18 protein-coding genes are annotated in these 22,733 nt (G+C 71.0%); 12 read left to right on the top strand and 6 right to left on the bottom strand.

The features are described 5' to 3' along the window. Positions 1-57 precede the first annotated feature (57 nt). The 6 genes from ACIOJD_RS05795 to ACIOJD_RS05770 all read right to left on the bottom strand — a co-directional run bounded on the left by ACIOJD_RS05795 (position 58) and on the right by ACIOJD_RS05770 (position 4,886). Positions 58-873, bottom strand: coding sequence for a BTAD domain-containing putative transcriptional regulator (locus ACIOJD_RS05795; RefSeq protein WP_401908536.1), 816 nt, complete (start codon positions 871-873; stop codon positions 58-60). A 215-nt stretch (positions 874-1,088) separates the two neighbouring features. Continuing rightward, positions 1,089-1,343: a hypothetical protein gene (locus ACIOJD_RS05790; protein WP_401908535.1), complete on the bottom strand. Its 255-nt coding sequence runs from the start codon at positions 1,341-1,343 to the stop codon at positions 1,089-1,091. A 31-nt stretch (positions 1,344-1,374) separates the two neighbouring features. Next, complete coding sequence (rplK, locus tag ACIOJD_RS05785) at positions 1,375-1,818, bottom strand: 50S ribosomal protein L11 (RefSeq protein ID WP_401908534.1); 444 nt, start codon at positions 1,816-1,818, stop codon at positions 1,375-1,377. 320 nt (positions 1,819-2,138) lie between these two features. Beyond that, entirely contained in the window at positions 2,139-3,269 is a 1,131-nt protein-coding gene (locus ACIOJD_RS05780; protein ID WP_401908532.1) for a hypothetical protein, read from the bottom strand. Then, positions 3,266-4,513: a coproporphyrinogen-III oxidase family protein gene (locus ACIOJD_RS05775; RefSeq protein ID WP_401908530.1), complete on the bottom strand. Its 1,248-nt coding sequence runs from the start codon at positions 4,511-4,513 to the stop codon at positions 3,266-3,268. The genes ACIOJD_RS05780 and ACIOJD_RS05775 overlap by 4 nt, the downstream gene beginning before the upstream one ends. Positions 4,514-4,733: 220 nt before the next feature. Beyond that, positions 4,734-4,886 (bottom strand): thiocillin/thiostrepton family thiazolyl peptide, encoded by a 153-nt coding sequence (locus ACIOJD_RS05770; RefSeq protein ID WP_401908529.1) that lies wholly within the window; start codon positions 4,884-4,886, stop codon positions 4,734-4,736. 275 nt (positions 4,887-5,161) lie between these two features. Here ACIOJD_RS05770 and nocL point away from each other — a divergent pair, with 275 nt between their 5' ends. From nocL to ACIOJD_RS05710, 12 genes are all read left to right on the top strand, one after another. Further along, positions 5,162-6,463, top strand: a complete 1,302-nt coding sequence (gene nocL / locus ACIOJD_RS05765; protein WP_401908527.1) for a 3-methyl-2-indolic acid synthase — start codon at positions 5,162-5,164, stop codon at positions 6,461-6,463. A 54-nt stretch (positions 6,464-6,517) separates the two neighbouring features. Then, entirely contained in the window at positions 6,518-7,396 is an 879-nt protein-coding gene (locus ACIOJD_RS05760; protein ID WP_401908526.1) for an alpha/beta fold hydrolase, read from the top strand. 41 nt (positions 7,397-7,437) lie between these two features. Continuing rightward, positions 7,438-7,791: a hypothetical protein gene (locus ACIOJD_RS05755; protein WP_401908525.1), complete on the top strand. Its 354-nt coding sequence runs from the start codon at positions 7,438-7,440 to the stop codon at positions 7,789-7,791. After that, on the top strand, positions 7,761-9,119 hold the full coding sequence (locus ACIOJD_RS05750; RefSeq protein WP_401908524.1) for an AMP-binding protein: 1,359 nt from the start codon (positions 7,761-7,763) through the stop codon (positions 9,117-9,119). Before ACIOJD_RS05755 ends, ACIOJD_RS05750 begins: the two co-directional genes overlap by 31 nt. A gap of 1 nt (position 9,120) precedes the next feature. Beyond that, a complete protein-coding gene (locus ACIOJD_RS05745; RefSeq protein ID WP_401908523.1) occupies positions 9,121-11,310 on the top strand; it encodes a hypothetical protein in 2,190 nt (729 codons plus the stop codon). Beyond that, complete coding sequence (locus ACIOJD_RS05740) at positions 11,307-13,445, top strand: TOMM precursor leader peptide-binding protein (RefSeq protein ID WP_401908521.1); 2,139 nt, start codon at positions 11,307-11,309, stop codon at positions 13,443-13,445. Before ACIOJD_RS05745 ends, ACIOJD_RS05740 begins: the two co-directional genes overlap by 4 nt. 107 nt (positions 13,446-13,552) lie before the next feature. Continuing rightward, positions 13,553-15,190: a SagB family peptide dehydrogenase gene (locus ACIOJD_RS05735; RefSeq protein ID WP_401908520.1), complete on the top strand. Its 1,638-nt coding sequence runs from the start codon at positions 13,553-13,555 to the stop codon at positions 15,188-15,190. After that, the gene (locus tag ACIOJD_RS05730; protein WP_401908519.1) at positions 15,187-18,276 is read left to right on the top strand and encodes a hypothetical protein; all 3,090 of its coding nucleotides are present in this window, start codon (positions 15,187-15,189) and stop codon (positions 18,274-18,276) included. The genes ACIOJD_RS05735 and ACIOJD_RS05730 overlap by 4 nt, the downstream gene beginning before the upstream one ends. Further along, positions 18,263-19,528 (top strand): lantibiotic dehydratase C-terminal domain-containing protein, encoded by a 1,266-nt coding sequence (locus tag ACIOJD_RS05725; protein ID WP_401908518.1) that lies wholly within the window; start codon positions 18,263-18,265, stop codon positions 19,526-19,528. Before ACIOJD_RS05730 ends, ACIOJD_RS05725 begins: the two co-directional genes overlap by 14 nt. A gap of 61 nt (positions 19,529-19,589) precedes the next feature. Further along, entirely contained in the window at positions 19,590-20,816 is a 1,227-nt protein-coding gene (locus ACIOJD_RS05720; RefSeq protein WP_401908516.1) for a cytochrome P450, read from the top strand. Between the two features lie 28 nt (positions 20,817-20,844). Further along, entirely contained in the window at positions 20,845-22,188 is a 1,344-nt protein-coding gene (locus ACIOJD_RS05715; protein ID WP_401908514.1) for a cytochrome P450, read from the top strand. Beyond that, positions 22,185-22,682 carry a hypothetical protein gene (locus tag ACIOJD_RS05710; RefSeq protein ID WP_401908512.1) on the top strand — a complete coding sequence of 166 codons (498 nt, stop codon included), beginning with the start codon at positions 22,185-22,187 and terminating at the stop codon, positions 22,680-22,682. Before ACIOJD_RS05715 ends, ACIOJD_RS05710 begins: the two co-directional genes overlap by 4 nt. The last annotated feature ends 51 nt before the right edge of the window (positions 22,683-22,733 follow it).

Genomic DNA, 22,733 nt, shown 5'->3' with positions numbered 1-22,733 from the left:
TTGGTTCGCGGTCGCGGGCGCTCGGACAGGGCCCAGGGCCGATCCGCCTGACAGGCCCTAGAAGGTGGAGACGTCCCAGGTGACGTTGAGCTCGCTGAGCCCGTTGTCGGAGACGAGCATGGACCGCTGGAGGCGTCTGAGAGCCGGTGAGGGTTCGAGGCCCAGTTCGCTCACCAGGGTGGCGCGCATGCGCTGGTAGACGTCCAGGGCTTCGGAGCGGCGCCCCGACCGGTACAGCGCGAGCATCAGATGGGCGCAGAGCCCTTCGTGGGTGGGATGCCGGGAGATGATGCTCCTGAGTTCGCTGAGCAGCTCATGGTGCCGGCCCAGCCGCAGGTCGGATTCGATCCTGCGGTCCAGGACATTGAGCCGGGATTCCTCTATCCGCTCGACCTCCATGCGCAGATGAGGGCCGACCTGTACGTCCGCGAGGACCCGGCCCCGGCAGAGGCCGAGTGCCTTGGCGAAGTTCTCCGAGGCGGCCTGGAAGTCTCCCTGTTCCCTGGCCCGGTGGCCGGCCGCGGCCAGCAGTTCGAAGGTGTCGAGTACGACCCGGTCGTCCGTGGCCTTCAGGAGATAGCCCCCCGGCAGTGTGACCAGGACGTCCTTCGCGGCGGGCAGCGGGCCGTCCGGGTGCCGGCAGGCGGTTGCGGCGATCCGTTTGCGCAGATGCAGGATGTAGCTCTGCATCGCGGTCTTGGCGCTCGCCGGTTTCTCTGTCACCCACAGCTCGTCCATGAGCGACGAGAGCGGGACGTACCGATTGGCGCGTATGGCCAGCATGGCCAGTACGGTCCGTGGTTTAGACGCGGTCGGAACAATCGACGCGGATTTCTGCGAGACCGCGAGCGGTCCCAGTACATCGACCTCCATGGAATCCCCCCGTTATGGCGCACATACGGTTGTCGCAAAGAGCTGAGTACATCGCGCTCCCCCAGAATTCAGAGAGATAGGACGGTGGCTGAGAGCTGGTGGTGGGTGGCTGTACCGGGTGCCTGGTTCTCGATCACCGGGTGGCCCGTAGCGGAATGCCGAAATGGCGTTGTGTGGTGCTGGATACTCCGCACCGCACAACGCCACATGATCCGCTATGCCTCGAGATCGGCGACCCTGAGAACAAGCTGCTGCGCCACCTCCACATGCACCGCTTCGGAATCCTCGGCGAGTGCCGTCACGGCCAGCGCGGCGAACCGCACCAGGCCCGCGAGAGCTCCCGGCGGGTCAGGGATCTGGCGGATGCACTCGCGCAGTGACTCCTCGTCGTCGGCGAGAAAGTGCGCGACAGCGGCGCCCGCCAGCTGGGTGGCCCGCACATTGCGTTCGCTCTGACTATCGGCGCTCATTTCACCCCGTCGCCCTCCCGTGGAGAGTGGGTCAGCCAACTATCTTTATGCCCATCGACCGGGCGGTTCCGCCGACGATCTTCTCCGCCTGTTCGACGGATTCGGCGTTGAGGTCCGGCAGCTTCACCGAGGCGATCTCGCGCAGCTGGGACTGGGTCACCGTCCCGGCGGTCTCGACGTGCGGGCGTGCGGCGCCCTTCTCGACGCCGGCCGCCCGGAGTAACAGGCTCGATGTCGCCGGAGTCTTCACGGTGACCGTGAAGGAGCGGTCCTCGTAGATCGTGATGTCGGCGGAGACCAGGAGTCCGCGGTGTGCCGAGGAGTTCTCGTTGAACTCCTTCATCACGCCGACGATGTTCACGCCGTACGAGCCCAGCACCTGGCCGACTTTCGCGACGTTGGCGTTTCCTCCCTCCTGGCTGATACGCACCACACCGGCGACTTTGCTCTTCTTCTTTTTTGCCTTCTCCTGCACGGGCAAGTATCTCCCCACCTGCGGAAAGCTCCGCCTCTTGATCACTTTTCCGGCCGTTGACATTACCCGAAGTGGGATAAGTGTGGTGCTATGCGTAGAGGTATCCGGCCATACGTTCAATTCTCGAAATGGATGATGGAATTCCCTATCCAGCGGGGTGGTGCGGGCCCGCCGGGCAGGGAATTCCGCAGATGGGGGCCGGTGTGCGGTTCGGGCGATAATGCGCCTTCTATGATCGATTTCCGTACGGGGCGGGCCGGATGCGCGGATGGATCTTTGGCCGTCCGGCCTTCCTCTGTGCGGGGTGCCGCGTATCTGGCTCAAAAGGTTCGGGCACCCGCCAGGCCGGAAAGTACGGTCAGCGCGTCGGTTTCGTACAGAATTTCGCAGGCCCGGCTCACCGCGTAGCACAGGAAGTAGCGCTCCGCCAGCGTTATTCCGGCGCTGTGCAGGCCCAGATAGAGCAGGCTGGTGAGCAGTCTGGCCGCGAGAAAGGCCGGATCCCGGTTCAGGAAATCGCGCAGTCCTCCGGACGAGCCGACGATCCGGTGGAAGGCACTCTCGTCCAGCGCGGTGGCGTCCGGCTCCTCCTTTTCCTCCCGCAGGATCAGCTCCGATCCCGTACGGAACAGGTCGGCCGCCGCCGGCTTCGCCGTACGCACCCCCTCGCACCACTGCCGCGCCGGCCGGGAGACCACGGGGCCGCGGTCCTCGGACTGCGCGAGCACCGCTTCGACCAGGCTCTCCATGGGGGCCGCGACGCGCGCGTACTGCTTGCCCAGCGCGTTCCGCGCGGCCTCCGGTGCCCGGCTGCTTGCCGCGAACGCCTCCGCGTGCGAGCGGTAGCTGAGGAAGCCGAGGGGGACGCCCTCCCTGTTCTCCTCGTACTCCCGTGGGCCGGGCGCCCCGGACGTGCTGACGCCGCGCAGATGGGCGGTCATCAGCTCGGCGGCCGCCGTCAGCAGCGCGGGCCTGCCCCGCTCGCCCGCCTCGGCGACGGCCAGCAGCGCCGGGCAGACGTCGGCCAGCACCTCGCGGGTGAACGGGGCCAGGGCGGGCCCGGCGAAGACCGAGCCGGTGAGCGGGACCAGCCGGGCCGGGCCCGTCGTGACCTTGACCGGACCGAGCCGGCGTGCCAGCCGGCGGGCCCGGTCGGCGTACTCCCACGCGCGCTCGCCGTGCTGAGGGCCCAGGGCCAGCTGTACGGAGAGGGTGGGCTGAGCGGGGCCCGTACCGCGCAGGAAGAAGCCGGGCGGGGCTTCGGTCCCGGGCGGGGGCTCGGTCAGGAGCGGGCGGGCGAGATCGGGGAGGAGCCGGGGCGCGATGTCGGCCGAGGCCGTGCACGAGATCTCCAGCCAGGCGCGGTGGGGGGACGGGCCTGCGGGTGCGGTTCCGGGTGTGGCCGGGGTTGTGGAGGGCCTGGCTCCGGCCTTCCCGGTGTCGGTCGTCATACGAGTTCCGGCTGCGACATGGCCATCTCGAAGGCCAGCTCGATCAGGGTGAGTCCGGCCCGTCGGCGCGGCAGACGGATGCCGTGGTCGTCCTCGATCAGGCCCCGGCCGCGCAGGAAGTCGGCGAGCGGGGCGATGGCGGGGCGGGTGAGGACCTCGGTGAGGTCCGTGCCGGTGCGGTACGTCCAGTCCTGCCGCGGTATGCCGTCGAACATCGCCAGCCCGGCCTGGAGCAGGGAGACCAGCACCCGGTCCTGGCCGGCCGGCACGTCGATGTCGAAGCCGAGCGGATTGGTGACGTACGCGTGCAGGAGCCCCTTCATATGCGACTGGAACTGCTGGTCGACCAGGGAGATCGCGCCGGAGCCGAGGCCGACGGTGTCCGCGCGCAGCTGGAAGTACATGGCCGCGAAGGGGGACACCTTGCCGAAGTAGCCGTTCGCGTACTCGGTGAGCCCGGAGTCGTGGATGGTCCGGCGGGCCTGGGTGAACAGCAGCTGCTGCCGCCGCAGATACGTCCGCCGCTCGGCGACGTCCATCCTGCGGCGCATGAAGGTGCCCGGGGTGGGCCGGAACGAGTACAACGAGAGATGGTTGACGGGCAGTTCGAGGGCCTGGTCGACGCTCCTGGCCAGCTCGTCGGCGTCCTGGTCGGGGAAGCCGGACATGAGGTCGATGGACACGTCCTCGAAGCCGGCCTCGCGGGCCGCGTGCACGACACGTACGGCCTGTTCGGCGGTGTGCCGGCGGCCGAGGCGGCGCAGCCGCGTGTTGTCGAAGGACTGGACTCCGCTGGAGACCCGGTTGAAGCCGAGACCGCGGAAGAAGCGCAGCTTCTTCTCGTCCACGGTGTCCGGGCTGCATTCGATCGTCGCCTCGGCGACGCCGCTCAGGTCGAAGGAGGAGCGCAGCGCGTCCATGACCGCGGCGGCCTCGCGCTCGTCGAGGCTGCTGGCCGTGCCGCCGCCCCAGTAGATGACGTACGGGATGTCACCGGCGCCGCGGTGGCCCGCTCCCCGTATCTCGATTTCCTTGCGGAGGGCGGTGATGTAGTTCTGCCGTACCGAGTCCTCCGGTTTACGGAGTAGATCTTTGGTGGGAATGGCCTGGACCCAGTCGCAGAACGTGCACTTCGAATGGCAGAACGGCACGTGCACATAGAGCATGAGCAGGTTGCGCTGCGGAGAGCTGGAGGGAAGGTCCGCCAGTGCGTTGTCAAGGAGGGGTGTCTCCGGGCTGGGCATGGGAATCCTTTCGAACGCCGACTCTCTGGCTGCCTTGTTCTCTGGATTTCTTGCTCGCTGGCTTTCTTGTTCTCTGAAGCGGCGGCTCGCCGGCTTTCGGCTCTCGTGTGTTCTCTGGCTATCGCTCGACCCAATGGACCGGTGCCCTGGGCGGAACTCGGCCCCGGGGCACCGGTCGGTTGCATCACGGTGTCACTTGCTCACCTGACCGGGTGTCGCGTCAGGAGGAGCAGGAGCAGCAGCACTCGCAGGTGGTGCAGGAGGCCGACATGACCTTGGCCACGACCTCGCTGTCCTCCAGCCGGGTGTCGTCCAGGAACTCGGAGATCTCAAGGGCGTCGACGTCCAGTTCAGACAGGTGCACAGCGTCCACTGGAAGCTCCTTTCGGGTCCGCGGGAATTATGTACGCAATCATTTTGCGTACGCCCAGGAGATTATGTGGGGCGACTTGCGGCAGTCAAGGAATGCGCTGCCGAATTTTTCTGCTCTGGCCCTGCTCATTAGCTGCTCAAATATCACTAAAGAGGTGCTCAACGTGCGCTGCGGTGGCAATGTATGTAAGCAGTCGATCCCTTGTTCTCGGGTATTTCCGCCGGTTATAAATTCAGCGTCTCTTCCCGAGCAGCCGTAAGCAGGGAGATCTTCGGATGGCACAGAACTCAGAGGCACTCGCCGGTGACTTCACGCTCCCGGAACTGGCGGACGTACGCCGGGAGGCGGCCAAGGTCGACACCCGCGCCGTCCTCGCCCTCGACGAGGGGGTGGAGCCGGCGTGGTCCAGGGAGGCGGTCGCTCTCGCGCTGTGGGAGGACCGGTCGATCAGCACCGGCGAACTGAAGTCCGCGGCGGAGGCCCGGTGCGGTGCCCGTCGCCCGCGGCTGCACACCTTCGTGCCGCTGTACACCACCAACTACTGCGACTCCGAGTGCAAGATGTGTTCCATGCGGAAGGGAAACCTCCGTATGGACCGCAAGTTCTCCGGCCGCAACGAGATCACCGAGCAGCTGCGGATCCTCTACACGCACGAGGGAGTCCGCGGAGTCGGTCTGCTCACCGGTGAGTACGAGGACAAGCACGTCCGGCTCAGCTCCGCCTTCCGGATCGGCTGGGCCATCCGTACCGCTCTGGACATGGGCTTCGAGCGGGTCTACTTCAACATCGGCAGCATGGAGCCGGACGAGATCGGCGTCATCGGCGAATGGGTCGGGCGCGAGGATCCGGTGACCATGTGCGTCTTCCAGGAGAGCTACGACAAGGGGACGTACCGCCGGTTCATGGGCGACACCTCGACCAATGTCCCCAAGGCGAACTTCGACCGCCGGGTGGTCTCCTTCGACCGCTGGCTGGACGCCGGGTTCCGCTACGTCAACCCGGGGGTGCTGGTCGGGCTGCACGACGATCTCTCCGCGGAGATCGTCAGCCTGGTCGCCCACGGCGCGCACCTGCGGTCCCGCGGCGCCGTCGTCGATCTGTCCGTGCCCCGGATGCGCCCCGCGATGACGTCCCGGGACACCACCCGCGTGAACGACGACGACTATCTGCGGATGATGTCGGCGGTCGCCTTCACCTGTCCCGAGCAGCGGCTGGTCCTCACCACCCGGGAACCGCAGGAGTTCCAGGACGTCGCGCTCGGTCTCGCCGGTGTCATCTCGCCGGGCAGCCCTGATGTGGCGCCCTATCAGGCGGGTTGCCGGGCGAGGAACGACGAGGCGTCGTCGCAGTTCCTGGTGGCCGACCTGCGCAGGCCGCGGCACATCCTGAGCCGTATCGAGGCGTCGGGGACTCCGGTCGATCACTTCGAGAACCCGGTGTCGGTGGGTGGTGGTTCGGTGGGTGGTGGTGCGGCGGGTGATCAGGCTGGTGGCCCGGCGGCTGTTCCGGCGTCGGCCGGTGGCCCGGCCGGTGGTTCAGCGGCTGTTCCGGCCGCCGAGGCGCCCTCGGCAGGGTGAGCGCCGGTGTCCGGTGAGGGGGGCGTAGGCGAGAGGGACGTACGTGAGAGAGATGTGCGTGAGAGGGACGTACGTGAGGGAGCTGTACGGGACACGGCCGACGGCGCGCCGGCCGTCTACCTGATACACGGCCTGCTCGGCACGGGCTACGGCCACTTCGGGCGGCAGATCAGCGCCTGGCGCGGCCGGTACCGGGTGGTTCCGGTGGATCTGCCCGGCCACGGGCGCTGCCCGTTGGACGCCGAGGAGGACTACTTCGACGGGGCCCTGCGCTACCTCGTCGCACTCCTGGACCGATTTGGGCCCGGCCGGCTGATCGGCGCCTCGTACCTGGGCGGACCGCTCGCCCACCGGTGTGCGGCCACCCGGCCGGATCTGGTCTCGTCCCTGGTGCTCACCGGCTTCGCACCCGGCATCGGCAAGGACGCCTTCCTCGCCCTCATCGCCGGATTCGACCGGCTGGCTGCCGACCAGCCGGCGCTGGCGGCGGAGTACGAACGGCTGCACACCGCGCGCTGGAAACAGACGCTGGCCGCCGTCACCGGGCATGTCGGCCGGGATTTCGAGCGGACGGCGCTGGTGCGCTGGGAGGACCTGGCCGCGTCGGGGACGCCGACGCTGATCCTGAACGGCTCGCTGAAGTCGGCGGAACGGGCGGCGGCGGAGCGCGCGGAGGAGACGGGGGCGGAGACGGGGGAGGAGACGGGGGCGAAGACGGGGGAGGAGACGGGGGCGAAGACGGGGGCGGAGACGTCCGCGAGACGCGGCGACCGAGGGCACCGGGGCGGGCTGTTGCGTGGACAAGTGATCGAGGGGGCGGGGCACTTGGTCGGCCACGACATGCCGGAGGCGTTCATCGAGGCAGTCGAGGCCTTCTGGGGTATCCGGGACTTCCGGGGCTTCTCGCAGCGGAGCGGGAGGGACAGCGAGTGACAGCAGTGACACCGCCGCCGGGGACGGAGCGCCACTTTGGGGTGGCCAGGGACTCCGGGGTGGAGGAGCCGGGGGCGCAGGGTCGGGACGGGGTGGCCGGGCGGTCTGGGGCGTGCGGTCAGTCCGGGGTGGCCGGGCAGTCCGGGGCGTCCGTGCAGGCAGGGGTGGTGCGGCCGGTGGGGGACCGGCTCGACTCCGGCCATCTGCGTACCCGCCTGTGCGGGCTGCTCCAGGAGGACGACCCGGACCGCCCGCTCGACTCCCTCGAAACCGTCGTCGTGACGGCCTTCCTCACCAAGCGCGCCCCGGACCGGGAGATTCCCACTCCACCCGACGCACCGAGGACGATCGAAGGGTGGGTGACATGGGCCGCCCGGCATTCATCCGGTTCCTGACCGGCCGGCACCACACCGTGGCCGCCGCGCACTCCGCGCGTACCGCGCCGACCGGTGTCCGCTGGGGGCGTGAGTCCGCGACCTGGGACGACCTCCTGGCTCGTGGCCGCGACCGGTCGGTCGCGGTCCGCGCCGGGGGTACGTACGCCGTGGATCCGGCCGCCGGACTGGAGGCGCTCGCCTCGCTGTTCGCCGTCGCCGTCGTCCCGGACACCGTGCTGCTGTGGGCCGCTCCGGAATTCCTCGGGGTGGCACACCGTCAGGCCGCCCCGGCCCTGTCCGAGGTCGCGGCGGGCGAACTGCCACTGCCCCGGCCCGGCCACCGTCCGATGTGGGGTGTCTGCACCTCCGGTACGTCCGCCGCCCCCGGTGCCTCCGGCCGGCCGAAGGTGGCGATCGGTCACGCGGACGAGTGGGAGCTGATCGCGCTGCACTGCGAGGCCGCGATCTACCGGGACGCCCTCCCCGACGGGCCGCCGGAGGCCCTCGCCACATGCCTCCCGCTGGGGTTCTCGGCCGCGTTCTTCATGTCCGTACTGCCCGCTCTCCTCTTCCGCCGGGACCTCCTCGTCTTCTCGCCGCACGACTGGAGCCCGCTGTACGAACTGGCGCGGACGCGCCGGGTGGCCGCCCTCGGTGTGCCCGCCCTGGCCGCCGCCGCCTGCCTGGCCGAGGACGGCCCCACCGACATGGGATCCGTCGCGCTGTTCCTCGGCGGCGGGCATCTCAGCGGTCCCCGGGTCGATCTGATCCGGGAGCGTTTCACTGGCGTCTCCCTCAGCAATCTGTACGGCACCGCCGAGACCGGCGCCGTCGCGCTCGACCACGCTCCCGGGCACAACCGGCACGTCGGACGCCCCGTCGCGGGCAAGTCCGTCTGGCTGCTGGACCCCGACGAACGCGGCATCGGCGCCGTCGCCGTCGAAGGCCCCGGCCGGTGCCGCCATCTGTGGCGTCCCGGTACCGAGCCGGTAGCCAGCGGGTCGGGGGAGGCGACCGGCACCGACTACGCCCGGTTCGACGAGGACGGGAACCTCTGCCTGGAGGGACGTCTCGACGGCGGCGAGAAGCTGTCCGGCGTCCTCGTCTACCCCCGGGAGATCGAGCGCCACGTCCTCGCCCTCGACGGTGTCGGGGACGTACGGGTGAGCGTCGAACGCGCCCCGTCCGGGCTGGAGTTCCTGGCCGCCCGCGTCATCGGCGGCGTCGACGAGCGCACCGTACGCGACCACTGCGAAGCCCTCCCGGAACGGCACCGGCCCAGCCGGATCACCTGCGCCTCCGAACGGGAAGCCGCATCCGCCTACAGCACGCACGGAAAGCTCTGACATGGCCTCTGACACGGCATCCGGTACCGCCGCCGAACACCCCGACCTGTACAAGATCTTCCGCGTCCGTGCCGACGCCTTCTACGTCCGTCAGCCGGACGGCGTCTGGCTCGGCAACAACACCGGTTCCTTCTCGGTGCGTGGCGAAGGGGCGTATCAGCTGGTCAGTTCGCTGTTCGCGGGACTCGACGGCGAGCACACCCTCCGGGATCTGTACGGGAACGTCCCCGACCGGGCCCGCCGGTCGGTACTGAGTCTCGTCAACGCGCTGCTCCGCAACGGCTTCGTCAAGGAGGTCTCCCACCCCGCCGAACCCGTTCCCGGCTGGATGCGCGAGCGGTACGCCACCCACCTCGCCTTCCTGGAACATCACGCCGACCGGCCGGTCACCCGGCTCCAGCGGGTCCGCACCCGGCGCGTGGTCTGCGCGGGGCGCGGTACGGCGCTGCGCGCCCTCCTCGACGCGCTGCGCGACTTCGGCATCGCCCAGCTGGACGTCCTGGCGGACGACGACCCGGACCTCGGGCCCGTACTGGCGGACGCGGCTGCCACGGATCCCGGCGCGCGCTGGCGACTGCACGAGGACCTCGGGCCGTCGGCTCCGCCAACTCTGCCAACTCCGTCGGCTTCGCCGGACGCGCCAACTCCGTCGGCTTCGCCGGACGCGCCCGCTCTGCCCGCCTCCCTCGCTCCGTCCGCCTCCCTCGCGGACCACCCCTCGGTCGAGGGCGCCGACGTAATCCTCCTCGCGTACGACACCGTGGACGCCGGCCGGCTGGCCGAGACACAGCAGCGGCTGTGGGCCCGTGGCGCCGTGGTCGGAATCCTCGGCAGGTGCGGCGACTTCGTGACCGCCGTGGCACCGGGCCCGCGCGCGTCGTGGTGCTGGGAGTGCGTGCACCGTTCGCTGTCCGCGACGGCCGTCGGCGACACCGACGGCCTGGAACCGGCCGTCGCCCCGGCGGCCATCGGCGCCCTGCGCCTGGCGGAGCACACCTTCGTACGGCTGGCCGATGTCGCGCCGGACGAAGGCAAACCGGTGACCACCGTCGAGCCACTCGTCCCTGTGGTCCGCAACCACTCCGTACCGCGCCATCCGTGCTGCCCGCGCCACAGCCCGTTCCGGGCGGTGCCCCTGCTCCCGCCGTACGAGGCCGGAGCCGCGCCCGAGGACGCCGTACGCCCCGACATCCCGGCGCCGGAGGATCCGCCGGGCCGGGTCGAGGTCTCGGACCGCATCGTCGCCGCGAGTGCGCGCCTCACCGACGCGGTCACCGGACCGTTGCTCGCTCTCGGCGAGGACGACCTCGGCCAGTTGCCGCTGTCGGCGAGCGCGTGCCGTGTCGCCGATCCGGCGGGCAGCGCCGACGCGCCCCGCGCCCTGCGTGTCGTGTGCCGGGCTGTGGCGCCGCGCGAGGCCCGTAACCAGGCCGTTCTGTTCGCGCTGGAGTGGCTGGCCGGGCAGGTCGCCCGGCGGACGGGACACATCTCGGAGGCACCGCCCGGCGGACTCCACTTCGGGGCCGGCTGGTCGCCGGCCGAGGCCCGCTTCAGGGGACGGCTGAACGCTGCCCTCGCCGCGCCGGCGGCCGGTGCCCTCGACTGGGCTTCCGTGCCGGACGGTGTGGCGGACGGTCCACCGGAACTGCCTTTTCTCGCACGCGCGTTGGCCATCGAGAGCGACCCGTGGTGCGCCACCGCCGTCGAGGTCCTGCCGCACGGTGTCGTACGGGCCCACGTCCGTACCCGGAACGGTACGACCGCGACCGGCGTGGGAAACCACCGGGACCAGGCGATCGGACATGCGCTCGGCCGGGCGGTGGCCCGGCACATGGCCGGCGCGGTCAGTGGTGCGGGTGGTACGGGTGGTACGGATGGTGCCCGACTCGAAGCGGTGATCGAGACGGTCGCATTCCTCGCGCCGCCCGTCGGGACGTGGGCGGAGGCGCTGGCAGGCCTCGGTGCCGACGGCGCGCTGGAGGTCACCGGCCTGCTGCCGTTCCTGGTCACAGGGGATGCCCCGGGCACGGGCGCCGGACTCGACGACGGCCGTGATGCCCGCGAGACCGGCGATGCCCGCGAGACCGGCGGTGCCCGCGAGACCGGCGGTGGCCGTGACAACGCCGGCGGCCGTGACACCGGCGCGCGGATTCGTGTCGTCGCCGTACCGTCGCCGGAGGTGTCCGTATGACTCCCGTGACTCCTGTTACTGCGTGGTCCCCCAAGGGGCCCGCCGTGCCCGCCGTCGTCGGCCGGGGAGCCCTCGCTGACCACCTGGCCGCGTGTCTGGCCACCGGCGGAACCTCTGGAGCCGTACGTGGGACGGTCCGGGCGACCGCCCAGGGAACCCCCGCCGCGACGACGGTCCTGGTGGCCGAGCTGGACAGTCTCGGCGACTTCCAGGACACCGTCGTGGACTGCCTGGTCACGGGCCGGCCGCTGCTCTTCGTCGGCACCTGGCGGTCCCTCGTCTACATCGGGCCGGTATGGGTCCCGGGGGCGCCCGGTTGCCCGCACTGTCTGGTCACGCGGACGGCGAACTCCCCCTTCGGTCCGGGGCTGGAGGACGACAGCCTCGCCGAGTCGTGGTCGTACGGTCCCGAGGCCCGCGTCTGGGGGCCCGGCGCGCTGCGCCTGGTCGAGCACTTCGTACGCGCCCTGCTGGCCGGGCGGTCGGGTATAGCGCAACTGCCGTGCTCCGACGGGCAGTTGCGTGCCGACGGGCGGGTCGTGGTCGTGGACGGTGCCACCGGTACGGTCGAGCGCCAGGTCCTGCTCGCCGACTCCGCCTGCCCGAGCTGTGGCGTACTGCGCGGCGACACCGCGCCGGTCCTGGCCCCGCGTGAGGTGCCGCTCACCAAGATCACCCCGTCCGTGCTGCGCACCCGGCGGCTGGACCAGGAGACCGTACGCCGTGACTACCTCTTTCCCGGGCTCGGCCTCTTCAAGGAACTCCGCCAGGACCTGCAAAGCCCGTTCGGGGCCTGCTCGGTGGAGCTTCCCGCCCGCTGGGGCCGCCGGGAGCCCGCGATCGGGCGGGCCGCCGACTACGGAACGAGCCGTACGGTCGCTGTTCTGGAGGGGCTGGAACGTTACGCCGGCCTGCACCGTGGGGGAGCGGCGCCGCCGGTACGGGCCCGCTACGCGGAAGTGGCGGACCGCGCGCTGTACCCGCCGGACCTGGGGACCCATCCGGAGGAGAGCTACCGGTCGGAAGGGTTCCGCTACCGCGCCTTCGACCCCGCCACCGAGATCGACTGGGTGTGGGCCTACTCCTTCCGCAGGGACGACCGGGTGCTCGTACCGGAACGCGCGGCGTTCTGGGGGCCGCGCCACGATGCCGAGATCTCCTTCTTCTACGACACCTCCAACGGCTGCGCGCTCGGCAACTCCGTGGAGGAAGCGGTGCTGCACGGCCTCCGCGAACTGGCGGAGCGCGATGCCTTTCTGCTCACCTGGTATCGCCAACTGGCCCTTCCCGAGGTCGCGATGGAAGGCGCCGACCCGGCCCTGGACCATCTGCTCGCCAAGGCAGGGCTGTTCACCGGATTCGGCTTCCGCTGCTTCAACGCCACGATGGAGTACGGGATCCCCGCGCTCCTGCTGACGGCGGAGAGCGAGGAGCCGGGAGCGCCGGAAGGGAAGGGGGGCGGCCCCCGGCTCTTCGCGGGCTGCGGCTCCCATCCCGACCCCGTCCAGGCGGTCGCGGGCGGGCTCTACGAACTCGTCGGTACGATCCTCGCCACCCGGGACGCGTACGAGCGCCGCCGTCCCGAGGCGCTGCGGATGCTCGACGACCCGTATCTGATACGGCGGATGGAGGACCACTCCACGGTCGGCGCGCTGCCCGAGGCCCGGGGGCGGTTCTCGTTCCTGCTCGACCGGAAGGCGTCGCAGGGCAAGGTGCCCGAGCGTGAGGCGTCGGAGGGCAAGGCGCCCGAGCGTGGGGTGCCCGAGCGTGGGGTGCCCGAGCCGGACCGCGCTTCAGGTACCGGTCACACCGCCGGCCTCGTGCCGCTGGCCCGTGTCCCGAAGACCCTCCGCTCCGACGAACCCGACCTCCGCGCCGATCTGTACACCGCCGTGGCGGGCATCCTCGATCGCGGCCTCGATGTGCTGGTCGTCGACCAGACCATGCCCGAGCTGGCACGCAACGGGCTGAGCTGCGTACGGGTTCTGGTCCCCGGCCTGATCCCGATGACCTTCGGCCACCGCAACCGCCGTACCCGGGGCCTGCCCCGGCTCACGGACGGGACGGGTGTCCCGTACCGCAGCCTGCTGGCGCCAGGCCGGGAGATCGGGGCGGTCCCGCACCCCTTCCCGTAAATCCGTAACTCCGTAAACCGACAACTCCTCGACAGCTCCTCGACAGCTCCTCAGCTCCTCGACAGGCCGGAGCACCTGAGCCGTAAGAAAGGAGAGAACCCACAGCCATGGCCAAGCCGATCACCTCCCCGCCCCGGACCCCCGACGGCCTCACGTCCGACGAGGCATACGCCTACACCTCCCGGCTCCGGCTCGACCCGCGCACAGCCAACCCGGACGACTGGCGGGTCGACTGGCACGACGGCCCCTGGCCGGTCAAGGTCTACACCGGCGGACAGCGGGTCCGGCTGCGGCCCGGCGGCGCGCCGCTCGTCGCCGCCCTGCACCGGGTGTTGTACGACGGCTTCGCGATCCGCCGCGTACGGGCCGACCCTTCGGGCGGAGTGCACGCCACGCCCGGCGACCCCCGGCCGCACCACGGCCCCCAGGTCCTGCTGCGCCGCCCCATCCCATCGGGCGGGTCAATGTATCCGACCGAGGTGTACGCGGTGTTGCTCACCGGCGCGGACCAGGTCTGCCACTACGACCCGTACCGGCATGAACTGACCGTCCTCGGCGATGCTCACACCGTGGTCCCGGCTCTGCGCGAGGCACTGGGGCTGCCCGCCGACGGTCACGCACAGGAGGACCTCGCGCCCGTGCTGCTCGTCCTGACCAGCCGGTTCTGGAAGAACTTCTACAAGTACGGCGACTTCTCCGCCCGCCTGGGCACGGTCGACGCCGGTGTCGCCGTGGGGCGGGCCGCCCGGCTGGCCCGCGCCGAGTTCGGCCACGCCGAGGTCCGTACGGCGTTCGACGACGCGGCACTGAACGCCTGCCTCGGCCTGGACGGTACGGAGGAGAGCGCCTACGCGGTCGTCGGCCTCGGCCACTCGGTGACGGCCGACTCCGCTACCGGCTACGGGGGAGGTACGAGGGGACGCCCGCCCGCAGTGCTGGAGCGCTCCCGGACGATCAGACGCTCGGCGCGCTTCGACGCGTGGCAGCGAGCCACCCGTACCTCCGGCTCCGACACCCGTTCCGGCTCCGACGCCCGTTCCGCTCCTGACACCCGTTCTGGTCCTGACACGTGGCCCTTGTCGGACGTGGCCGATGCCGTCGAGCTGCCCGCCCCGTGCCGTACCGATCTGTTCGTGCCCCGCGTGATCGCCCAACGCGCCTCGCGCGGACGGCTGTTCACCGGGGCGGAGGTGGAGGCGGAGCGACTCGCGACCGTACTGGACCACACCGCCGAGGCGCTGCGCGAGCTGGCGCGCGACTGCCCCGACGGGCTCGGCGCGCGGGCGGCGGAGACGGAGCTGTACTGCTCACCGCACCGCGTCAGCGGGGTCCCGGCGGGCTGGTACCGGTATCTGCCGGACCGGGGCGCCCTGATCCCCGCCGGTACGGGAGCCGACCCGGGCTGTGCGCGGCGGGTCCAGGAAGCGCTGTTCGCCGCCTCCTTCAACGCCGAACTCGCCGCCTTCACCCTCCATGTGGTCACACCGCTCGACTGGCGGCGACGGGGAGGCGGCGGCGCACGGGGCTACCGCGAGCAGCAACTGGCCGTCGGCGCCGCCGTGGAGGCCGTCACGCTCTGCGCCTCCGCCGAGGAACTCACCGGGCACGCCGTGCTCGGCTTCGACGTGACGCGGATGGACCGGGCGTACGGACTCGAAGGCAGCGGCAAAGGAACTCAGGCGCAGGTCTGCGTGGGCGCGCTGCGTGCCGATCCGAACTGGGAGATTGCGGTGATGCCACGGTGACAGATGACCGTGAGACGGCGGAGACCCGAGGAACAGCAGGTACGGCTGGTACGGCCGGCGCGGAAGAAGTACGGGAGCGGCAGACACAGACACAGGCGCAGACACAGATACAGGCGCGGGCAGAGATACAGGCGCGGGTGCAGATACACGCACCCGCCGACTCCGCCGACTCCGCCAGGTTCAGCCCCTACTGCCTCTTTCGCCGGGGCACGCTCGGCCTGCCCGCTCTGGAAGACCTGACTCCCCGCCGTACCTGGCCCCTGCTCGAAGAGGCCGAACGCGCCCGCGCCCGTAGGGAAGAGCTGCGCGGACAGCTGGAGGACGCCCTGCACGAGGCCGTACCCGCTCTCGCCACCGACCGGCGCCACGAGATCCTGCGGCTGCGCCGCGACATCCACAACGACCGCGTCCCCGGTGTCCCGGACGCCGCGCGGCTGCTGGACCGGCCGGCGCGTGAACTGCTGGAGGCCTGGCTCCGGCACCGCGCCGAGGGAGCGCGGCTGATGAAGGAGGCCGAGGCGACGCTCCAGGCCGAACTGGACGCCGGTCGCCGGACGTTGGCGGCCACCACCTGTCAGGAGGACTTCCAGCGCGGACTCCAGCTGTCGGACGAACGCACCTGGCGGACCGTGCTCGACTACGCCGCCGATCCGTTCTCGCCGCGCCGTAAGCCCAGCAAGCGGCGCCGTGCCGAGAACACCCTGACCAGCTTCGCCTACCGGGTCGTCTTCAAGCCCTCCCCGTTCGCCTCCTTCACCGAGATCGGCGCCCACCCCTGGACGCCGGAGAAGCCGGCCGGCCGGACGGAGGCGGCTCCTGCGGCCCCCAAGGCCCGGCCCGTACAAGCCAGGCTCAGCTCGGGGCTGCTCTCCTGGATGGCGTACGAGCTGCACCGTCTCGATCGTGCCGACGAACTGATGCGGATACGGCTCAACAACTCCCTCACCGCGCAGGACGGCCGAGCTTCCTGCATCCGGCGCGCCCCGGACGGCGCCGAGGACGCCGCCTTCGGAGCCTCCCGGGTCGTGACCGCGCGCGACACCGCCCTGCTGCGGCTGCTGCGCCAGGTCCTCGCCGACGGTGACCAGCCCGAACAAGGACTCCTGGAGCGGGAGTTGCGCGAACGGCTGGTGACGGCCGGCCTCGCCCCCGACACCGCCGACCGGGCCCTGGACCAACTCGTACGGGCCGGGATCTGCCACCGAGGCCTGGGCCTGCCGGACCAGCATCCGCGCCCGGCGCAGGCCATCGCCCAGCGGTTACGCGGCCTGGGCACCGACCAGGCGGGCCGCTGCGCCGTCGTCTTCGAACGCCTCCAGGCCGTCGCGGACGGCTTCCCGGCCGCGTCGGCGCGCCGGCGCGCCGCGCTGCTGGCCGAGGTACGGGAACAGGTCGACGCGTTCGTGGCCGCCTGCGGCTGCCGGGCGCCCGCGCCCGAGGCCATGCGCTCGGTGGTGTACGAGGACGTCGGCACCCGGGAGCCCGCCCGCAGCTGGCGGCCCGAGCTGCTGGAGGAGAACCGCTGGGCCCTGGAGCTCTTCCAGCGGATCGTCCCGGTGCTGGACGACGCGAGCATCGAGAAGGCGGGCCTGTACGCCTTCTTCGCCCGCGAGTACGGCATGAACGGTCCGCACGGTGAAGCGCCGGACGCGGACGCGGACACGGACACGGACGAGGGCGAGGGCGAGGGCGAGGGCGACGCGGCCGGCGATGTGGCATTCACCGAGTTCTACCGTGCCTTCGCCGAACTTCCCCCCGCCGAGGCGAGCGCGGTGGCCGCCGGTGTCGGGGACCCGCACAGCGAACGGCTGCGCCGACTGCGGCAGGAATTCGCCGAGTTGCTCCGTACCGAGCTGCGCGAGTGCGGCGACCGCGCGGGCGGCACCGGCCCAAGCCCTGACTCCGGCCCAAGCCCCAGCTCCGGCCCAAGCCCCGACGAAATACGGCTCGACCCGGCGCGCCTGCGCGCCTTCGCGGACCGGCTGCCCGAGACGCTGCCGCCGTGGCGGTCCGCCGCCTACCGCGTGCAGTTCGCCGACGGCCCGCACCGGCGGCTCGCGGTCGTCAACGGGATCACCACCGGCCAAGGTGTGTTCTTCTCCCGCTTCTGCGAACTGCTGGAGCCGGACCGGCCGGACACCTGGAGCCTCACCGAGGCACTGCGCGACCGGATCGCCGAAACCACCCCCCGGCAGTGCGACATCACGGCCGTCCTCGGCCTCAACTTCAACCTGCACCCGCGCCTCAGCCCGTACGAACTGGTCTATCCCGGCTCGGTGCCCCACACCCCGACGGACCGCACCCACCCCAACTCCCATTCCCTCACCCTCGCCGACCTGGCCGTCCGGCCGGATCCCGCACGGCGCGTCCTGACCCTGGTGAACGTCCGGGACGGGCAGCCGCTGGACCTCGTCCCCCTCAACTTCCTCTATCCCGCCGCCGCGCCCGCCCTGTACCGGCTGCTGTGCGCCTTCGCCCCCACCCGTACCTACCGAGGCGGCCTCTGGGACCAGTTGGACCGGGCCGACGCCGTCGCGGGCCTGACCACCGGCCGTACGGGCCCGCCATCCGCCGAGCGGTCACGGCCGCGCGTACTGCTCGGCGACATGGTGCTCGACCGCAGGTCGTGGCGCACCCCCACGTCGGCCGTTCCGGCCCGCGACGGGCTGGAACGCCAGGAGGCCGCCGCCCTCGCCGAGTTCGACCGCTGGCGTACGGAACGGGGGATACCCCGGCACACCTTCTTCCGCGTCAGCGCACCTCCGGCCGTCGCGCCGGGTGAGCACGACCTGTTGGCGGAGACCAGACGGTGGGCTCTTGAGGCGCGCAGCGCCCGGCTGCACAAGCCGCACTACCTCGACGCCCGCAATCCGTTCCTGCTCCAGGTGCTGGCCCGGCAGCTCGCGGAGTCGGGCGACGGCGGCACGGTGACCTTCGTGGAGTGTCTGCCGCGCGCCGAGGACTACGACGGGCGGGACGGCCGTTCCACGAGCGCCGAGGAGTTCTTCGTGGAACTCACGCTCACCACCGCCGGTCACCCCGCTCACCCGCACACCCGAGGGGACGACGACCATGCACACGGCTGACCAGCCCGCTTCGGACTCCGGCGGCGCCCCTACCACCGACTCCGGTACCACCGACTCCGGTACCACCGACTCCGGAACCACCTGCCCCAAGTGGTACGGCCTGCACATCCACCGGTACACCGACCAGGACACCTTCCTCACCGACGCGGTGGCCCCGGCCGTCGCCCCGCTGTACGGCACCGGGGAAATCGACCGGGCCTTCTTCCTCCGCTACTGGCAGGGCGGCCACCACATCCGGCTCCGGTTCCGTCTCACCGGGCACGCACCGGAGTCCGGGGAACGGGCCGTACGGGACGTGGCCGACCGGCTGAGCGCCCACCTCGCCGCGTTCCCCGGCGGTTACGGCTACGCCCCCGAGGAGTTCCGCGCGGCACAGGCCACCATGGCGGCGCTGGAGTCCGAGGCGACCGACGAACTCCGGCCGCCGGACTCCGTCCACCGCGTTCCGTACGTACCCGAGTACGGGAAGTACGGAGGTGAGGCGGGCGTCGACATCGCCGAGCGGTTCTTCGACCGCAGCAGCGCGGTGGCGCTGGCCGCGCTGGCCGGTATCGGCGGGTCCTCCGCCAAGCGGCTGGGCACGGCCTTCTCCGCGATGCTGCGCGGACTGAGCGCGGCCCGGCTGTCACCGGCCGGGATGAGGGACTTCTTCGCGCACTACTGCGTGGTGTGGTCGCCGTACGTCTTCGACCAGTTCCTCGACACCTGGCCCGATCTGCTGCGGCAGCGACGGGATACCGCCGCCGCATACGCCGGGCGGCTGCTCGGTCCGCCGAACCCCGGCCCCTCCAGTTCCCCTGATACCTCCTCCGCCGATCCCTTCGGGCGGGCGGTGGGGGAGGCGTGGCGGGCGCTGACCGAGTCGGCGGGCACCGTGCTTCCGGCGGTCACCCTCGGCGGCCCGGACGCCCCGGCGCGGCGGCGGCAGCAGATCGTACTGCTCAGCTACCTGCACACCCACAACAACCGGCTGGGCCTGATACCCGAGCAGGAGTCCTTCCTCGGCTACCTCGGCCATCACGTCGTCAGCGACTGCGCGGGGCTCGATCCGTCGCCCGAACTGCTCGACCGCGTACGGGAGCACCGCAGGGAACGCCTCGGTGCCCCCCCCCGGACCTTCCCTCTCCCTCCCTCCCGTAGTGAGCACCTCCCGCAGTGTGCACCTCCCATAGTGAGCACCTCCCGTAGTGAGCACCTCCCGCAGTGTGCACCTCCCGTAGTGTGCACCTCCCGTAGTGAGCACCTCCCGTAGTGAGCACCTCCCGTAGTGAGCCCCACCGACAACACCCGTCGCCGGTTACAGGAGAACCTCCGTGGACATCGCAGATCGCAGCTATCCCTTCACCCGTCATGTCCCGTTCGAGATGCCCGAGGAGTTCGCCTGGCTCCGGGAGAACCGGCCGATCGCCCAGGTACGGCTGGAGAGCGGCGACCGCGCCTGGCTGATCACCCGGTACGAGGACGTCCGTACGGCGCTCACCGACCGGCGCTTCAGCCGGACCATCAACCGCGAGGGCGCGGCCCGGGTGAACACCGGCTACCGGGCCGACGCGTCCAGCCCCGTCTTCAACTTCGGCGGTTCGATATCCGAGCCGCCGGGTCACACCCGATGGCGGCGCATCGTCAACCAGGCCTTTACCGCCCGTCAGGCCGAGTCGATGCGCGGAGCCCTCATCGCGCACACCGACGACCTGCTGGACGAACTCGCCGCGCGCGACGGCCGCTTCGACCTGATGGCCGACTACGCGTACAAGCTGCCGATCCGTGTCATCTGCGACCTGCTGGGGCTGGAGGACGAGGCACGTCCTGAGTTCACCGCGCTCGCCGCCCAGCTGACCCGGCGGGACATGCAGTCCTCGTTCATCGAGTTCGGGCAGGCCCTCCAGGCCATCGGCCGGTACGCCATCGGTCTGATCGTCCGTAAACGGCAGAACCTGGGCGACGACCTGCTGAGCACCCTGATCGGCCTGCGGGACGAGGACGACGGGCGGCTCAACAACGAGGAACTGGTCTCCACCGTCGTCCTGTTGCTGATGGCGGGGTACGAGAGCACCGCCGTCCAGCTCGGCAACGCCTTCTACGCCCTCTTCCGCCACCCCGAGCAGATGCGCAGGCTGCGAAACGAGCCCGCGCTGATCACGGGCGCGGTCGAGGAGATCCTGCGGTACGCGCAGATGGGCACCGGGTACGCCATCGCCAAGTTCACCACCGAGGACGTCGAACTCTCCGGTACGAAGATCCCGGCCGGGGCCGTCGTCTTCGTGTCCCTGGCATCGGCCAACCGCGACGAGAAGGTCTTCGGCGACGACGCCGCCACGTTCGACATCGGGCGCGGCTGCGCCCACCGGCAGGCCGCCTTCAGCCACGGCCCGCACTTCTGCCTCGGCGCCGCGCTGGCCAGGGCCGAGATGGGGGAGGGCATCGGCCGGATGCTCGCCCGCTTCCCGGACCTCCGCTTCGACGGCCGCGATCTCGACGACGTGGTGCTCGCCAGCAACCTGTTCACCTTCTACCCGGCCGCGCTGCCGGTACGAGTCTGACGAGCGAGAGGGAACCGAGGAGGCCGCCATGAAAGCGCCCGAAGCATCTGAAGCGTCACAGGTCGTCTATCCCTTTGAACAGAAGTGCCCCTTCGAGCCGCCCGAGGAACTGACCCGGCGACGCAGGCACGCCCCCGTGTCCCAGGTACGGCTGGCCAACGGCGCCGTCGTCTGGCTGGTCACGCGTTACGACGACGTCCGTACGGTGCTGACCGATCCGCGTTTCAGCCGGCGTCAGGTCAGAGAGGGCGCGCTACGGGGCGGACCGCAGCCCCGGCCTGTTCCCCGGAACGGCTCGCGGGGCGAGCCTCAAGGCAGGCCCCCGGGCGAGCAGTTCGACTTCGGGATGTCGCTGGCCGACCCGGAGACCCATGCCGTATGGCGGCGCACGCTCGCCGAGGTCCTCACCCCGAAGCACGCCGAATCGCTCCGGGAACGGGTCGGCCGAGCCGTAGAGGAGACGCTGGACGAGATGGCGACGGAGGCGGCGACAGAGCTGGCGACGGAGGTGGCGGCTTCTCCGTCGACGGAGGTGAACAACGGGCCCCGCCCCGTGGACCTGGTCTCCGCCTTCGCCTACCAGGTGCCGGTACGCGTCCTGTGCGAACTGTTCGACCTGCCCGAGGAACTTCGCCCGGCCTTCCGCGCCTGGGCCGCGCGGATACGGGAGGCCCAGGCGTCGACGGCCGCCTTCGGGGAAGCCATGGGCTCGCTGTTCGGCTGCGCCCGGAAGCTGGTGGAGAAGGAACGTACCGACCCCGGAGACGGCCTCGTCGGCCTGCTGCTCGCCCGGTCCGGAGCCCAGTCAGGAAGCACGGCCGACGGGCCCACCGACGCCGAACTCCTCACCACCGTCATGCTGTTGGCGACCGCAGGTTACGAGTCCACCGCGGTCCAGTTCGCCAACGGACTGCTGGCCCTGTTCCAGCGCCCCGCCGAGCCGGCCCGGCTGCGCGACGGCTCCGTGTCCGCGGCGGCCGTGGTGGAGGAGGTCCTCCGTTACGCCCAGTCCGGCACCGGTTTCGCCGGTACGACCGTCACCACCGAGGACGTACCGCTGGGCGGGGTGACCATCCCGGCCGGGGCCACCGTGTTCATCTCCCTGGACTCCGCGGGCCGCGACGAGGCGCGCACCGACCGCCCCGACGTATTCGACCCGTCCCGGGGCGCGCCCCACCACCACCTGACATTCGGTGCCGGATCGCACTACTGCCTCGGCTCGTCCCTGGCCCGGGTCGAACTCCAGGAGGGGTTCAGCCGGCTGCTGCGACGGTTCCCGGGGCTGCGGCTCGCGTTCGACCCGGCCGCCGTGGAGTTCACCGGCAACCTCTTCCACCGCTATCCGCGCGCACTGCCGGTGGTGTGGTCATGACCGCCCCGGACCCCGGCACCGCACCCGAGCCGTGCGGCACCGCACTCGAGCCGTCCGGCACCGCACCCGAGCTGTACTGCACGCTCATCCTGTGGGACCTGTCCCGCTCCACCGCGACGGTCGCATCCCTGCGCGCCTACCTGCGTGACTACGCGGTCGAGGCGTACGCGAAGACGCCGGGGCTGCGCCAGAAGGTGTGGATCTCCTCCACCGGCCCGGAGGGCGAGCAGTGGGGAGCCGTCTACCTGTGGGACTCCCAGGAAGCCGCCTACGGGCGCCCGCCCGGGGTGTCGAGGGTCGTGGAACTCATCGGCTACCGGCCCACCGAACGCCGTTACTTCAGCGTCGAGGCCGCGAGCGAGGGCCTCAGCGCCGCGGGAGCGCTGGCGGCCGGACTGGGACTGGCCTACCGGGCGGGGGAGCCGGAGCCGCTGATCCGGCCGAAGGAGTTCGTACCACCGGGCAAGGACGCCTTCATCCCCGGCACCTCGTAGCCCCCCGCAGCCTCGGCCCCCGTCACAGCCACAGCCCCCGTCACAGCCGGA

This window comes from Streptomyces sp. NPDC088116 (genome assembly GCF_044741745.1).
Classification (GTDB): Bacteria; Actinomycetota; Actinomycetes; order Streptomycetales; family Streptomycetaceae; genus Streptomyces.
This window is presented reverse-complemented; position numbering and strand designations above follow the sequence as displayed.

Bases quoted from the DNA above. Each gene is read 5' to 3' on its own strand.
- ACIOJD_RS05710 (WP_401908512.1), top strand. From the start codon at position 22,185: ATGACCGCCCCGGACCCCGGCACCGCACCCGAGCCGTGCGGCACCGCA.
- ACIOJD_RS05750 (WP_401908524.1), top strand. From the start codon at position 7,761: ATGGGCCGCCCGGCATTCATCCGGTTCCTGACCGGCCGGCACCACACC.
- nocL (WP_401908527.1), top strand. From the start codon at position 5,162: ATGGCACAGAACTCAGAGGCACTCGCCGGTGACTTCACGCTCCCGGAA.
- ACIOJD_RS05745 (WP_401908523.1), top strand. From the start codon at position 9,121: ATGGCCTCTGACACGGCATCCGGTACCGCCGCCGAACACCCCGACCTG.
- ACIOJD_RS05795 (WP_401908536.1), bottom strand. From the start codon at position 873: ATGGAGGTCGATGTACTGGGACCGCTCGCGGTCTCGCAGAAATCCGCG.
- ACIOJD_RS05740 (WP_401908521.1), top strand. From the start codon at position 11,307: ATGACTCCCGTGACTCCTGTTACTGCGTGGTCCCCCAAGGGGCCCGCC.
- ACIOJD_RS05735 (WP_401908520.1), top strand. From the start codon at position 13,553: ATGGCCAAGCCGATCACCTCCCCGCCCCGGACCCCCGACGGCCTCACG.
- ACIOJD_RS05715 (WP_401908514.1), top strand. From the start codon at position 20,845: ATGAAAGCGCCCGAAGCATCTGAAGCGTCACAGGTCGTCTATCCCTTT.
- ACIOJD_RS05725 (WP_401908518.1), top strand. From the start codon at position 18,263: ATGCACACGGCTGACCAGCCCGCTTCGGACTCCGGCGGCGCCCCTACC.
- ACIOJD_RS05780 (WP_401908532.1), bottom strand. From the start codon at position 3,269: ATGACGACCGACACCGGGAAGGCCGGAGCCAGGCCCTCCACAACCCCG.
- ACIOJD_RS05775 (WP_401908530.1), bottom strand. From the start codon at position 4,513: ATGCCCAGCCCGGAGACACCCCTCCTTGACAACGCACTGGCGGACCTT.
- ACIOJD_RS05790 (WP_401908535.1), bottom strand. From the start codon at position 1,343: ATGAGCGCCGATAGTCAGAGCGAACGCAATGTGCGGGCCACCCAGCTG.